Source organism: Enterococcus alishanensis (assembly GCF_019218635.1).
GTDB lineage: Bacteria > Bacillota > Bacilli > Lactobacillales > Enterococcaceae > Enterococcus_A > Enterococcus_A alishanensis.
In genome coordinates this window covers 1-14,653 of record NZ_JAHUZB010000015.1, presented here as the reverse complement: position 1 = coordinate 14,653, position 14,653 = coordinate 1, and the positions used below count along the sequence as shown (strand labels likewise).

Sequence of the window (14,653 nt, the reverse complement as noted above, 5' to 3'; positions counted from 1 at the left end):
CTGATTGGTGCAAAACTGCAGACGCAGACTACTTGTTTACCAATAAGTTCTTCTGCCTCATAATTAGTTAGTTGTGCTGAACTGTTTTTACTACCGAATTCTCCTAAATCAACTGTAACTTTATACGCAGGCTTTCTTGCTCTCTTATTTAAAGAAACATTTGTAACTGTACCAACTCTCATTTCAACTTCGTCAAATTGTTCCATTGTAATCATAATATATTTCCTCCAGTATTAGTTTTCTATTGTAAAAAGTCACTAGAAATCCTATGGGAAATTATTCTGGATGAAAGTATTCGTCTTTTGTCAGACGATAAAAAACATCGGTGACATTTTTTTGTGGGTCAATAAAGTCTTTTCTCGAATAAGGATCTTCGAAAAGATATTTTAAGCCACTTTTTAAGATAACTTTGCGTGATGCTATATTATTTTTATCGAAAACAGCCATCAAGCTATTAAATTCAAATTTTTCAAAGCCATATTCAAGCATAGTTTTTAAAGTTTCAGTCATGTATCCTTTATTCCAGTAATGGCGATTAAGCATGTAGCCAATCTCAGCAGTTTTCATGAGGGAGTCAATGCGATTATAACTTACACTGCCAATCATTTTACCAGTTAATTTTTCTTCAATAGCAAATTGACCCAAAGGTGCATTCAAAAATTTGGTTACGATATAATCAGCTGCATCGTTTAAGCTTCTGTGGATATTGGACACGTATTTTGCTGTTTCTAAATCTGAAGTGAGCTCAAATAATGCATTCGTATCATCTAAGGTCATCGGTCTTAAAATTAAGCGTTCCGAATTGATTACTGGATGTTGTGCAAGCTTTATATATAAGTCACTCATTAGAATCAAACCTTTCAAAATATTAAAGGAAATTATCCCATATACTATTCATAAAATCAATTTATTTTGAATATAAAAAGGTGTTTTAACGGAATGGAAGTTCATGTAGTTGAGACAATTGTGTAACTAATGACTAAAAATAAAGATGCTTTTTTAATTTACCCAAATAGGACACTCGAATAATCTAAAATTGCATGGATTAAAATTGGAACAAACAAGGTTCCACTCTTTTTATAAGCCAAAGCAAATAGTCCGCCACCAACAATCCCTTGACCTAATAAATTACTTGAAATGTTGGTAAATAAATCTGCAAGTGAACCATTTCCAATAATTGTTGGTAAAAGTCCATGCATAGCACCAAATAGCAAACCACTAACGATTATTCCTATTCGAAAACCATATTCTTGATCTATTATTGTGAATAAGTAGCCTCTGAAAATAAATTCCTCAGAGAAGGCGACAATAACTAAGTAAAAGAAAGCTAAATAAACCCCTTTTACTGTGAAATCTCCGTTAGACAAAAACATAATTAAATAAACTACTAGTAGCAGCACACTTATCAACCGAGAGTTTTTCGTGAGGCCCACTTCACTTAATGGTCTTTTTTTCAAAAAGATCAGGGCAAAAATTAGGATGACAAATAATAGATTAGTTATAATGTCTGATAAAAACTTAATCCAAATATTTTGTGAGGTGATATCTTTTAGCGAGATTAACCAGCCTTTGTTCCATAAAAATGAAGTAGAGAAGTAAAAAAATATCCCATATAGAAAAGTCAGGATTACAGCCACTAATACAGGCTTACTAATTTTCGTCATTTTTTTACCCGTCATATACTTATTCAATAGGTCGCTCCATATTTTTTATTTAATTGTACCAAAAAAAATTAATATAGTTAATTCCGCTAATGACTGAGATTGCATAAAGGTATTTTTGGTATGTTGTTTAGGATAATTTCCACCATGCGGTTTCAGATTGTTTGTATTTAACAAAACCGCAGCTTTTTAATATGTTTTGCGATTGAGAATTGTCAATTTCAGTTTCAGCGATAACAAAGGAAACGTTGGTTTGATTGATTGCCCAGTCGCACATTATTTGCACAGCTTCAGTCATAAAGCCTTGATGTCTAAAGTTTTCCCCTAAACCATAACCAATTTCTATTTCATGATTTAGATTTGGAATATCTTTAAAGTCTGCTAAACCAACTACGACATTATCTGATTTACGTATTAAAAACCAAAACGTATGATATAAGTAATTTTTTTCATCTTTTTTAGTTTTTTTCAATTGTTCAGCAACAATTTCTAGAAAAAAGCCTTGTAAAGGTTCAGCAAAATACTGACAATTTAAATCTTTTTCTAGTCTTGGGAGATCATTTATCCATAATTCAAGTTGTTTAGCGGTTAAGGGGATTAAGTATAATCTTTTAGTTTCAAGCATCATAATACAGTGGTCCTTTCTGATATTTTTTTGAAAATGTTCAATTATGGTTAGAAAATTAATATACGGATTAACGACTGTCATATAAAAAAGTAAGCATGATAAGTCTACCAACCCTCAATATTACCAAATTAAGAAAGGGATTGTGAATGATGAAATGAATCAGATAGCTGACCAAAAAAGAGAAAACCAAATTTTAGAAAGTTCAGCAATCGCACATACTAGTATAAAAGTTGGAAGGATTGAAGAACATATAGAATTTGTTAAAAAGACGGTTTCAGATTTGCATAAGGAGAAAAATCTTATTTACTTTATGAAAAATTTAAAGGCAAGGAGTATCTTAGTAATATCGAGACAACATGCATACCAACAGATTAAGTGGTATCGCTCTCAAAAATATGGTTTACTTTTCTATCAGAATTTTTCTCTTTTTGACTTGCCAGATATTGTAGATATAGTATGGAAGAGTTGAAAAGAAACCAACTGCAATAATGATTAGAACAGTTATTAAGAAGAAGACAATCGATAAGATTTTGACTAGTCTAGATTGCTTTTTGATGAATCGAATGAATTGTAAAATACCAGATAGGATGGAACAAATTAAATATCCACCTAGAAGCGTAGACAAAATAAAATTAATAATTTTGGTTTTCATAGGAAGATCAAGAGAAGAATCAATGAATGGAAAAAAAGCCAAGCAACCATAGAGAAAAGACCCTACTAAAAAAGCTATTGAAACATAAAACAAATAATCTTTTCTTTCTTTGTAATTCATATAAATCCTCCTAAGTGATGAATTATTTAATTGAATATTAATAATAAATCAAATATTAAGAGAAGTAAATGGGAGTAATATTCCGTAAACGACCGAGATAAATGAGTGAGGAAATGGATACTTTTTTAATTTGGTAAACAAGCGGGGAACAAAATGAAAAGATACCTCGACTCATAACGGCCATTAGCAAAGGAGATGTAAAAAACCGTTTTGAAGAGATTGTAAGTGACTGGAATGAAATTCTATCGGTTGAGGTTCATTACATTTAAAAAGACAGAAATAAAGAGACGAATAAGTATAGATGTGTTCATGGGTAACAAACGATATAAATATCGCGATTGAAATAAATGGTAGCTTCGACCTATGCATTTACTCGGGATTACCTTTTAATTATATTTATAGGAATTGACTATGAAAAAGAAAAAAATCAATAACGACTTATTAGGTGTATTGATCCCAATATCTGTTGGATTGTTTGCATGGGAGATACGGAACAGACAGCAAAAGACTAGACAAATACAACGATCACCTCTGAGATCACTAATTCAACAATGAACCAAGATGTCGATAATTTAGACTATGAAGGCACGAACAAAGTCGTAACTATCAATAATAATCAATCGAATTTTTAATCAGGAAGATTTGTCACCGGCTAATGGCTCATGGCAAATCTTCTCAGACTTAGACAATTTGAATCGTGTTGGTGTCGCCAATGCGTTGTTAGGTCATGATTTAATGCCGAAAGAAGAAAGAGGCGATATTTCGTCCGTCTATCCGACAGGTCGGAAGCAGAAAACTATCTAATGGGAAATGATTATATAATCGTAGTCATTTACTGGGCTACCAACTGACAGGAGAAAATGACAACTGGAAGAACCTTTTTACAGGGACAGAACAAATGAACCAAGGAACCATGGTACAATATGAGCATCAAGTAGCAGACTATCTGAGACAGACGAAAAATCATGTGTGTTACTGTGTGACCTTTTTTCAAAGAAACCGAGTTACTTTGTCGTGGGGTGCAAATGGAAGCGTAGAGCGTGGAAGATACCACGATCAGTTACAATGTATTTATTTACAATGTGGAAGATGGTTATACGTTGGACTACGTTACTGGAAAAGTAGGGAGTTGAGATTTGTTTTATGAAGAATATAAATGATATGGCATTAATGAAGGTAAAAGATGAGAGAAAAAGACAGAATTTACTTTTTTTACTAGATGATATAGATTCTGCTTATAAAAGAGAAGCTTATGGGGCCGCTTTTATCTGTTGTTTGATACTTCCAGATATATGCTCTTCAATAGACAGGAATGATGGTAAACAATCTGCTGATACAGATTATATTGACTGGTGGAATGAAAATATTTCTCCTTTATTTAAAGCCGATTTGGTAATAACGAAAAAAAATACGCCTATCATCTATCTGGTGCAGTTGGGTATGCTCTTAGATGTCATGTTTTGCATGCAGCAAACCCAAAAGGATCTAGAATTTTGAAAGAATTAAAAAAATATTACAGTCAAATTGAAGGGAAAAATGTTAACATAAAATTTCATCCTACTGCTTCACATTTTATTCTTCTTTGCTCTGAAATAGATGAATACACTATTGATATAGAAATTTCGATAAATCGACAAATCTTTACAAAAAAAATATTGGATATGGTTTTGGAAAAATATTTGGATATTGATTGGTATAAAAATCGAGTAATAACGTACTCTAAATGACATAGATATTTTTAAAATTTGTAAATACACCAGTATAATTTTAATAGTGTTATATTCCGTAGAGAAAAATTTTGAAAGTAAACTCTTAATACTAAAATTCACTGATATAACAGAAACAGAACATTGAATGTGTTACTTATGGGTATACTTATAATGGACTTTTTGATTTGTTGATTCTATGTTACTTTTTATTGTCAATTTTGTGTGACTATTAAATAGTTCTTAATGGTCAGAAACTTAAAAATTTTTGACTCTTTTAATTTACTCAAAATTAATTAGTCTACACTAGTGTCCAATGATTTACTACTATAAGTGTTATTTTTGGGTATATCCATAGGTAACACTTTCTACTTTCCAAAGAATCCTATATTAAAGTATTTTCCGTTAAACTGAAAAATAGCACATTAATATGATTACTATATAGATATTTCTAGCATTTAAAATTGTTTAGGCGTATTATAGGGCTATAAAAAATGGTCATAAATAGTATTACTGATACAACAGTGAAATTATATAGTGACTTGAGCAAACTAAGTTTACATGATTAAGGTGCAACCAAGAAATATGGGCTATGGTTAATTTAATAAATTATTTTAAGATGGAGGTTTTTTTATGTGTACAGGAACAACTATTTCATCAAACCAAGGTAATTATTATTGGGCAAGAACTATGGACTTTGCTTTTGATTTTTTTAACAGTGGTGGAGAATTGCTTTATTTTCCAGGCGGTAAAGAATTTTCAATGATTTCAGGTAACATACATTCTAAATATTCTTTTTTTGGAATGGGTATGCCAGATACCTTCTTGATGACTGACGGTATAAATAGTGAAGGTTTAACTGGAGGTTGCTTTTATTTCGAAGAAGCCACTTGTACTAGTGAAGAAAGTTTAATTAAAAAGGACAAAAAACCTGTTGTAATGGATGAGCTAGTAGCTTTATTTTTATCGCAGTGCGCTAATGTCGAAGAAGTGGCATTTCTTGCTTCAAAATTAGCAGTTATAAACAAGTCTACAAGAAATAAAATGTTAGACTTAGAAACTTTTTTACCATTACATCAGATGTTTACAGATGCATCTGGAAAATCTATTATATTAGAAGCTGTAGACAATGGGGAACTAAAAGTTTATGAAAATACTTCAGGTTCTATTGCAAATAGTCCAACATATGATTGGCACTTAACTAATTTAAGGAATTATGTAAATTTGAGTGACTACACTAAGCCTCTTCTTGAGTTAGGAGACTTAACTATTAAAGACATTGAGAGCGGATCGGGTCTCCATGGATTGCCAGGTGATTACACTAGCCCCTCAAGATATATTAAAATTACTCTTTTATCTAAAATGATGGATAAACCTGACGATTCACATGCACTAAATGATTTATATAATGTTTTTTGTTCAGTTATTATTCCAAAAGGTATAGAAAAAGATTCTCCTACAAAATCAGATTATACTGCCTATTGGGCAGGATATGATATTAATAATAAAGAATTGCAATTAAAACCTACTGCTTCAGAGACATTTACAAAAGTGACATTAGATTCTTTGATGAATAAATTTGGTGATCAACCGGGATCTATAAAAATTAATTTAGAAAAAAATTTGTATCATGAAGTTTAAAACATATAAATAATCTAGGAAAAGAATAATAGAATATATACTTCAGCTTAATTCTATAATTACTTTTTTAGAGCCAGAAACATGTTTCTGGCTCTTTTTATTTGTATTTTTAAATCGAACATAGGTATATCTTTTTGTTTAGATATATAATTCAAAAATAAGATTGTCCATTATAGGTATACTTATAATGGACTTTTTGAGTTGTCGAAATTACACCCCTCTCAATTGTCTGTTTTACGTATCTATTAAATATAAAGCTTAAACTTCGCTTTTCGTGTAGAATAATAATAAAGATACCTTTATATAAAAATTTTTTAACGATAGGATTGAATATGTGAATTATGATTACTTTAACCAATCAGCAAAAAGAAGTCCTTGAATTAATGATCCGTTTATTAAAAAATTCGGGTGTAGTCCCGATACAAGCCTTGTATAAGTATAAATATTTAAATGTTATGAGTAAATCTGATTTTGAAACTGTTAGTAAAGTTTTCGTCAAAATTTATTTAAACTCTGATTGATATGAATTTTAATATGAGTAGTAATAAAAATGAACTTAAGTAAGAGACTATTTAAACATATAAGCCTTTGTATAATCTTTTTATGCTTATAATTTTATTTGAGGAGAAGTAAAAATGAATTTAAAGGAAAGACAAAAATATATTTTAAAAAAATTGAAACAGCAAGGAACAGCTACAACAAACGAGTTGGTTAATGAATTGAAAGTTTCAAAAATGACTATAAATAGAGACTTTAGTGAGTTGGAAAAGTTAGGTGTTGTAGAATTATTCCATGGCGGTGCTATGTACATTGATACTGATATAGTCGAATATCCTATTCATGTAAAAAATGATATCTTTGTTAATGAAAAGAAAAAAATTGCAAAAAAAGTAAGCTCGTTGATAGATGATGGACACACTATCTTTTTAGAAACAGGAACAACTGTTTCTTACGCTGCAAAGGAGCTAAAAGGTAAACGTAGTTCTAATTTTTTTACTAATTCTTTATCAATTATGAAATATTTTTCAACAATTGAGGACTTAAAGCTTAATATTATTCCAGGAACATATAGACCACTTTCAGATGGGTTTTTAGGGGTAGACACCTTAGACTATATTGACAATTTATTTTTTGATTATTGTATTCTAGGTGTCGAAGGTATCTCTGAAAACGGCAGATTGAGTGTTCAATCTAAAGAAGATGCCTTTGTCAAGCAAAAAATAATTACACATTCGAAAAATAAAATACTACTTTTTGACAAAAGTAAAATCAATAAAAATTTTACATATTCATTTGGTACAATTAATCAATTTGATAAAATAATTACTGATTATCAGAATGCACAAAATTTATTAGAAAATTACTTAGTCAAGAAAGATAGTTTAATAATTGCAGGCACGTGACAAAACATAAACTAAAATATTGTATACAAGTTAAAAAAACTACTTCCATGTTTACTTTAGGAAGTAGTTTTTTTTGATAACCTAAAAAATTTAAATTTTCGCTGTTACTTTCGTTGACTTTTTTTGTTGCATAAAGTTACTATATGGTACAAATAGTTACTTTGAGGGTTTTCAGTAAGAAAGGATGATGAAATAGTAAATGAAAAAATTACCGCTATTTTAGGGACAAATGCAGAGTTTTCATATAATCGAATTCTTTTGCATTTTATAAAGGAGCACTTTTCTCAGAAAGCTGAAATTAACATTGTTGAATTAAGTAGATTTCCAATATTTCGCGTTTCTAAAAATGTAAAAAACCTAAATGTGTAATGAAGTTAAGTGAATAAATTGAAAATAGTGATGGAGTTATTTTTAGTTCTCCTGAATATGATCACTCTATTACCTCAGCTTTAAAAAGTATACTAGAATGGTTATTCTTTCAAGTTCATCCTTTAGATGGTAAACCAACAATGATTGTTGGAACTTCTTATGGAGTAAAAGGAACAGTGAGAGCTCAAAGTCATTTAAGAGATATTTTAGACTCTCCTAAGGTAAACGCTCATGTTATGTTTAGGAATGAGTTCATGCTTGGCAATGCAAAAGAAAACTTAAACCAAATGTCTGGTTTGACATGCGATGAAAGCATAAAATTTTTAGAAAAGTGCTTTGATAATTTTTCTATCTTCATAGATATGCACAATAAAAAAGATAATAGGAGAGATTTAAATGAAAATTAAATTAGTAGAATTAGCCGAACCGATACTATCCAACAACGTTATCCCAGTTGACTTAACTCAAAATACAATGGACAACAGAAAAAACAATCTGCTGAAAAAAATGATGGAGAAAGACTTAGATACTGTTCTAATTTATGCCGATAGAGAACATGGTTCTAATTTCGAGTACTTCACAGGTTTTATTCCTAGATTTGAAGAAGCTTTGTTAGTTGTTCATGTAAATGGTGATAGCTTTTTACTATTGGGTAATGAGAATACTAAAATGGTAGAATATTCAAGAATAAATGCACACTTAATTCACGTACCATACTTTTCTCTACCTAATCAACCGATGGAGCATGATGCAAAGTTCATTTCTTTTTTAAAAAATGCTCAAATAAAAGAAGATACTAAAGTAGCTGTTATTGGTTGGAAAAATTTTACTTCTAAATGTGAAAAAAACGAATATCTTTTTGACATACCATACTATATTATTGATAATATTAAAAAGTTAGTGAATAATGATCAAAAAATTACTAACGGAAGTGATTTATTAATATCACCACGTTCTGGTTTGAGAATATATAATAATTCGAATGAAATAGCACATTATGAATATGGTGCTACGCTTTCCGGTATAGGAATTTTAAATACGCTTAATCATATAAATGTAGGAAAGACAGAGCTTGAAATAGCAAATTATTTAACATTGTTTGGACAACCCAACAATGTGACAACTATCTGTTCCACAGGAGACCGATTTTCAAATGCAACATTGTATCCTAGAAATAAAGAATTAGCTCTAGGGGATAAATTCTCTGCTTCCGTTGGATACAAAGGAGGTCTTTCTAGTAGAGCAGCATATGTTGCAAGTAGCAAAGATGAATTGTCCGATCCAGAAAAAAATTACGAAGCTATTTTGGCTAAGCCATATTACTCTGCATTAGTAACCTGGTTAGAAAGCATTCATGTTGGTTGCAAGGCAGGAGAAATCTTTAGAAAAATTGAAGAAGTACTTCCACAAAAAAAATATCACTGGGAACTAAATCCAGGACATTTCGTTGCCGATGAGGAGTGGATGTCCTCACCTTTTTATGATAAATCTCCTATTGAAATAAAAAGTGGCCAACTTTTTCAAATAGATATAATACCAAAAATAGATTAATTAGGTGGCGTAGGCTGTGAAGACGGAGTTGCTATTGCTGATGAATCTTTAAGGAAAGAGTTAGAAAATGATTACCCGGAATTATGGACACGAATAATCAGACGTAGAGAGTACTTGAAGAAAGAATTAAATATTAATATCTCAGAAGATGTTCTACCTTTAAATGATATAGTTGGGTATTACAGACCCTATTTATTAAATCACAAGACTGCTTTCAAAGTTGAAGAAATGTAAATTAAGGAGATAGAGAAATGACATTTAAAGAAGAATTTCCAATGAGGAGAACCAAGGATCAAGTAACTGATGTTTCGGAAATAATTAAAATATTTGAAACAGCTCATTATATTCACTGGGGGATTAATGATAAAAAAAGCGTCTATCCGTATGTAGTTACTACAGATTATGGTTATGAATACGTCAATGATGTACTAACTATATATATTCACGGTGCTCCTGCTGGACGAAAAATTGATTTAATTAAGGAAAATCCTCACGTAGGCTTTAATATCGAAACAGAAACAAGTCTATGGTCTCCTGTAGAAAAAAATGATTATAATTTTACAACTAATTACAAGTCTATTATAGGAACGGCTATTGGAGAGGTTTTAGAAAACCCTACAGACAAAGCACATGGACTAACCCTATTGATTAATAGAGAAACAGAAGGCGGATTTTCAGATTCAGACTACAAAAAACATGATTTAGATTATGTAAAAGTAGTTAAATTTACTGTGCAACATTTAAGTGCCAAGCACCATTTTAGAACCAAAAATACTTGATAAAAATAAAGATAACCATTTAGTGTTGGAGAATAGTGTATAAAAGAATTATCCTGTTTCTTAGGATAGTTCTTTTATTATCAATAATATTCTATTTTGAAAATGTATATTATTTTTTTCAGACATGGGACATAGTATGGGCATTACTCGATCTAAGTTGTATAACATTAGATACATTTAAAATTATCCATTATAGCTGTACTTATGGTGGACTTTTTGATTTGTTGCTTTTAAGTCATACTACTTGACTGATAAATATTATTTAAAGGGTCAGAAACTTAAAATTTTTTTACCTTTTTAATTTACTCTGGACTTACTAGTTTAAACTAATGTCTAAAATTTATGTTCAATTAATATATCAAATTAAGGTATAATGACTAATAAAAGAATGGTGATATTTTTGAAAATAAGGCACAACAGTTTTTTCAGAGTTTATATTTACAAGAGAACAGTTAAAAAAATTTATCTCCACTGATTATATAAGCGGTAATAAGTACCCGATACGGGTTAGAAACTACACTTTATTTTTCTAGTTCAGGAGATATTTTGAATGTACGGCTATTAGATTTACTAAAAAAAGTAAAACAAGATTATTTATTAAAATTAGAGGAACAACAAATCGTTGATCTGCTAATTATAGCTGAGTCAAATAAGGTATGACTATTAATCATTTAATCTATTATTTAACATAAAGATTGAAAATATATACTTAGATTTGGAAATTTCAGAGTTCTTAACTTTTTAATGTTTTTACTAACTTGACAATGTAATCTAAATTTATATCCATTAAAAGAAGAGATGTACATATGAAAAAAATAGTTAAAACAATCCCTTTAATTCTTTTATTATTAATTGGATTAGCTTTAATTTTTAATAACCAGATAAAAAATCTTATCATTAGTCAAACAAGTGAAAATTATCAAGTTTCCAATGTAACAAAAAAAGAAATACATAAGAATCAAAATAAGAAAGAAACATTTGATTTTGATGGAGTGCAACCTATTAGTAGTGAAGCTGTGTTAAGAGCTAAATTACCTAACAAACGTTTACCAGCTATTGGTGGAGCAGCGATACCTAGCGTAGCTATTAATTTACCTATATTTAAGGGACTATCCAACGAAGCATTGCTGTGGGGTGCAGGCACGACCAAAGAAGATCAACAAATGGGAGTGGATAACTATGGATTAGCAAGTCACCATGCTTATGAGGATGACTTATTATTTTCACCTCTAGGAAAAGTTAGTTTGGGCGTAACTGTCTACTTGACTGACTTAGAAAATATTTATGAATACAAAGTCACTTCAAAAGAAAAAGTTGATCCGACAGCAGTTCAATGGCTAGATGAAGTACCCGATAAGTCACTCGTTACTTTAATTACATGTGGAGATGTTAGCGGAGTAAACAGAGTAATAGTTCAAGGAGAGCTACAACAAATAGTTCCTGTATCAAATGCTTTTAACTTGGAAGAAAAGGCCTGTTAAAATTATATAAATCACATTATACTAAGTAAAAATTTAACTATCCGGTGTATTATATGCATAGAGCATTAAAAAGCAATTGAAGTTTACTCCATGGTTAATAAAAGTATGAGAATATTTTATTAAATTTCAGTGAATGAATTTCTTTATATTGGAGGAAAATAATGAACAATAATTTTATTCACATTGTCAACGCTACACAAAATAATTTAAAGAATATATCGGTAAAGATCCCTAAACATAAACTGACTGTAGTAACCGGTGTATCTGGATCGGGAAAGTCTTCTTTAGTTTTTGATACATTAGCTGCAGAATCGCGAAGAGAATTGAATGATACTTTTTCTAGTTATATTCAACACATGTTGCCTAAATATGGTCGGCCAACTGTTGAAAGAATTGACAATTTGCCGGTAGCAATTCCTATAGAGCAAAAAAAATTATCAGCGAATTCTCGTTCCACCGTTGGAACATACACAGAAATTTATACTTTTTTGCGATTATTATTTTCTAGGGTTGGAAAACCATTTATTGGATATTCGGATTCCTTTTCATTTAATCATCCAGATGGTAAATGTCCTAAATGTGATGGATTAGGTTATGTAACAGAAATGGATATCCACAAGTTGATTGATTTCAATAAGTCGTTAAACGAGAGTCCAATTGATTTTCCAACTTTTGGCTTTGATGCTTGGCGTTGGAAACGGTATGCATACAGTGGTTTATTCGATTTAAACAAAAAGATTAAGGACTATACACCAGAAGAACTGGAGCTATTATTATATGCACCTCAGCAAAAACTAAAAAGTCCGCCTAGCCGCTGGCCAAAAACAGCTTTATACGAGGGTATTATTCCTAGAATGAATCGTAGTATTTTGCACAAAGATGATGCTAAACGTCATAAAAAAAAGATTGATTCTTTTGTTACAACTAAATTCTGTCCTGCATGTCATGGTAGTCGGGTTAATGAAAAAGTTAGAAGCTGTAAAATAAACGGTAAAAATATTGCTGATACGGTTAGTTTTCCCTTAGAAACTTTAATTGATTTCCTAAATTCGATTCAGGATGAATTAGCCAAAGAAATTAAAGTAGAAATAATTAGCCGTTTAAGATCGCTTAATAATCTGGGATTAAGTTATTTAACACTGGATCGCTCAACGGGGAGTTTATCTGGAGGAGAGGCTCAACGAATTCGTATTGCAAAATATATTACTAATGCATTGAATGATGTGTTATATGTTTTAGATGAACCAAGTGCAGGTTTACATCCAAAAGATATTGATCGAATTAAGCTGGCCTTAGGTACTTTAAGAGATAAAGGAAACACGATTGTTTTAGTAGAACATAATCCGCAATTAATTGAAATTGCTGATTACATCATTGATGTAGGGCCTGGGGCAGGAGAATTCGGTGGGCAAATTCAGTTTGCTGGACCTTATACTGAGTTTGTAAAACAAGATACAGCTACAAGTGTGGCACTAAGAACCAAGGTTGCTTTAAAAACAAAACCACGTAGAGCAAAAGATTATTTAGTAGTCAACAGTGCAAAGGAACATAATTTAAGAGGATTTTCGACAAGCATTCCTTTACAAACTTTGACTGTTTTATGTGGTGTAGCTGGTTCAGGTAAATCATCATTGGGGGAAATAATCCGCAAAACTGCGATTGATAAACAATTAGAAGTAGTTGCTATATCACAGAAGAGTATAGGCGTTAACTTACGATCGACTCCATTAACTTATCTGGATATTTTTGGTAAAATTCGTCAATTATTCGCGAATGCAAACAATGTTAGCTCAACTTTGTTCAGTTATAATTCTCAAGGAGCCTGTCCCCATTGTAAAGGAAAAGGGGTTGTTACATCAAATATGGCTTTTATGGATGATGTTGTCACTACTTGTGAAGTTTGTAAAGGTTCACGATACAAATCCGAGGTATTGAACTACACTTATCGAAAAAAAACTATTGTAGATATTTTAGATATGACAGTCATGGAAAGCTGTACTTTCTTTCAAGATGCTTCATTTGAATCAGATCTACAAACACTTATTGAAGTTGGCTTAGGGTACTTAAGACTGCATCAATCTCTTACTACCCTTTCCGGAGGTGAGCTACAACGATTAAAGCTAGCTAATCAGTTACACAAAAAAGGGGCTTTTTATTTACTAGATGAGCCTACTGATGGACTACATTTAAAAGATATTGAATACTTAATGGAATTATTCAATCGATTAGTTGAAAAAGGTAATACTGTCGTTTTATTGGAGCATCATCTAGATGTTATTAAGCAGGCAGATTGGATAATTGAGCTAGGTCCCGAAGGTGGTACCAAAGGTGGTGCATTAATATTTGAAGGTACTCCATTAAAATTAGCCGGTTCGAATGACAAGATTACAGGTGTTTATATGTAAAAAATGACTCAAAAAATCTAATGCCCACTAATCCAAGTTTATTTTGTTTAAAATAGCCTGTCGACTATAAAGAATATTTATTTTAGTAATAGTGATATACTTAACATAACTTTGAATATTAAAAGCAGACCCATCTGGGTCTGCTCTTTTCTGTTTATTTACGTAAATCACATTATTCTAAGTTAAAAAAGTGATAAAATCGTACTCTATGATTTGTAGAGTACGATTTTCACTTACTTCTACAATCAATAGGTAGG

The 14,653-nt window shown here is 30.9% G+C and carries 14 protein-coding genes and 1 pseudogene; 10 read left to right on the top strand and 5 right to left on the bottom strand.

The genetic code is table 11. The annotated features are described in order from the left end of the window. The 5 genes from KUA55_RS17835 to KUA55_RS17815 form a co-directional block, all read right to left on the bottom strand. Positions 1-215: tRNA-binding protein (locus KUA55_RS17835; protein ID WP_218327726.1), on the bottom strand; the 215-nt coding region annotated here is incomplete at its 3' end. Positions 216-276: 61 nt separating this feature from the next. Then, a complete protein-coding gene (locus KUA55_RS17830; protein ID WP_218327725.1) occupies positions 277-846 on the bottom strand; it encodes a GNAT family N-acetyltransferase in 570 nt (189 codons plus the stop codon). 158 nt (positions 847-1,004) lie between these two features. After that, complete coding sequence (locus KUA55_RS17825) at positions 1,005-1,691, bottom strand: CPBP family intramembrane glutamic endopeptidase (RefSeq protein WP_218327724.1); 687 nt, start codon at positions 1,689-1,691, stop codon at positions 1,005-1,007. Between the two features lie 100 nt (positions 1,692-1,791). Further along, entirely contained in the window at positions 1,792-2,289 is a 498-nt protein-coding gene (locus KUA55_RS17820; RefSeq protein ID WP_218327723.1) for a GNAT family N-acetyltransferase, read from the bottom strand. 400 nt (positions 2,290-2,689) lie between these two features. After that, on the bottom strand, positions 2,690-3,061 hold the full coding sequence (locus KUA55_RS17815; RefSeq protein WP_218327722.1) for a hypothetical protein: 372 nt from the start codon (positions 3,059-3,061) through the stop codon (positions 2,690-2,692). Between the two features lie 642 nt (positions 3,062-3,703). On the opposite strand from KUA55_RS17815, the gene KUA55_RS18605 reads away from it, so the two are divergent. The 10 genes and pseudogenes from KUA55_RS18605 to KUA55_RS17770 all read left to right on the top strand — a co-directional run bounded on the left by KUA55_RS18605 (position 3,704) and on the right by KUA55_RS17770 (position 14,396). Then, complete coding sequence (locus KUA55_RS18605; RefSeq protein ID WP_281419053.1) at positions 3,704-3,865, top strand: DNA/RNA non-specific endonuclease; 162 nt, start codon at positions 3,704-3,706, stop codon at positions 3,863-3,865. Positions 3,866-3,896: 31 nt separating this feature from the next. Continuing rightward, positions 3,897-3,992, top strand: a pseudogene (locus KUA55_RS18675) (DNA/RNA non-specific endonuclease); the annotation flags it as partial. A gap of 212 nt (positions 3,993-4,204) precedes the next feature. Next, positions 4,205-4,558, top strand: coding sequence for a hypothetical protein (locus KUA55_RS17805; protein WP_218327721.1), 354 nt, complete (start codon positions 4,205-4,207; stop codon positions 4,556-4,558). Between the two features lie 842 nt (positions 4,559-5,400). Continuing rightward, on the top strand, positions 5,401-6,408 hold the full coding sequence (locus tag KUA55_RS17800) for a linear amide C-N hydrolase (protein WP_218327720.1): 1,008 nt from the start codon (positions 5,401-5,403) through the stop codon (positions 6,406-6,408). Between the two features lie 635 nt (positions 6,409-7,043). Further along, on the top strand, positions 7,044-7,811 hold the full coding sequence (locus tag KUA55_RS17795; RefSeq protein ID WP_218327719.1) for a DeoR/GlpR family DNA-binding transcription regulator: 768 nt from the start codon (positions 7,044-7,046) through the stop codon (positions 7,809-7,811). 386 nt (positions 7,812-8,197) lie between these two features. Then, entirely contained in the window at positions 8,198-8,587 is a 390-nt protein-coding gene (locus KUA55_RS17790; protein WP_218327727.1) for an NADPH-dependent FMN reductase, read from the top strand. Continuing rightward, positions 8,577-9,731 carry a M24 family metallopeptidase gene (locus tag KUA55_RS17785; RefSeq protein WP_343214743.1) on the top strand — a complete coding sequence of 385 codons (1,155 nt, stop codon included), beginning with the start codon at positions 8,577-8,579 and terminating at the stop codon, positions 9,729-9,731. Before KUA55_RS17790 ends, KUA55_RS17785 begins: the two co-directional genes overlap by 11 nt. A gap of 251 nt (positions 9,732-9,982) precedes the next feature. Continuing rightward, positions 9,983-10,510, top strand: a complete 528-nt coding sequence (locus KUA55_RS17780; protein ID WP_218327718.1) for a pyridoxamine 5'-phosphate oxidase family protein — start codon at positions 9,983-9,985, stop codon at positions 10,508-10,510. Positions 10,511-11,316: 806 nt separating this feature from the next. Beyond that, complete coding sequence (locus KUA55_RS17775) at positions 11,317-11,991, top strand: class A sortase (RefSeq protein WP_218327717.1); 675 nt, start codon at positions 11,317-11,319, stop codon at positions 11,989-11,991. Between the two features lie 161 nt (positions 11,992-12,152). After that, positions 12,153-14,396, top strand: a complete 2,244-nt coding sequence (locus tag KUA55_RS17770) for an ATP-binding cassette domain-containing protein (RefSeq protein ID WP_218327716.1) — start codon at positions 12,153-12,155, stop codon at positions 14,394-14,396. Positions 14,397-14,653: the final 257 nt, after the last annotated feature.

Coding starts and splice junctions, on each gene's coding strand:
- KUA55_RS17815 (WP_218327722.1), bottom strand. CDS start 3,061: ATGAATTACAAAGAAAGAAAAGATTATTTGTTTTATGTTTCAATAGCT.
- KUA55_RS17770 (WP_218327716.1), top strand. CDS start 12,153: ATGAACAATAATTTTATTCACATTGTCAACGCTACACAAAATAATTTA.
- KUA55_RS17800 (WP_218327720.1), top strand. CDS start 5,401: ATGTGTACAGGAACAACTATTTCATCAAACCAAGGTAATTATTATTGG.
- KUA55_RS17820 (WP_218327723.1), bottom strand. CDS start 2,289: ATGATGCTTGAAACTAAAAGATTATACTTAATCCCCTTAACCGCTAAA.
- KUA55_RS17830 (WP_218327725.1), bottom strand. CDS start 846: ATGAGTGACTTATATATAAAGCTTGCACAACATCCAGTAATCAATTCG.
- KUA55_RS17785 (WP_343214743.1), top strand. CDS start 8,577: ATGAAAATTAAATTAGTAGAATTAGCCGAACCGATACTATCCAACAAC.
- KUA55_RS17780 (WP_218327718.1), top strand. CDS start 9,983: ATGACATTTAAAGAAGAATTTCCAATGAGGAGAACCAAGGATCAAGTA.
- KUA55_RS17775 (WP_218327717.1), top strand. CDS start 11,317: ATGAAAAAAATAGTTAAAACAATCCCTTTAATTCTTTTATTATTAATT.
- KUA55_RS17795 (WP_218327719.1), top strand. CDS start 7,044: ATGAATTTAAAGGAAAGACAAAAATATATTTTAAAAAAATTGAAACAG.
- KUA55_RS17805 (WP_218327721.1), top strand. CDS start 4,205: ATGAAGAATATAAATGATATGGCATTAATGAAGGTAAAAGATGAGAGA.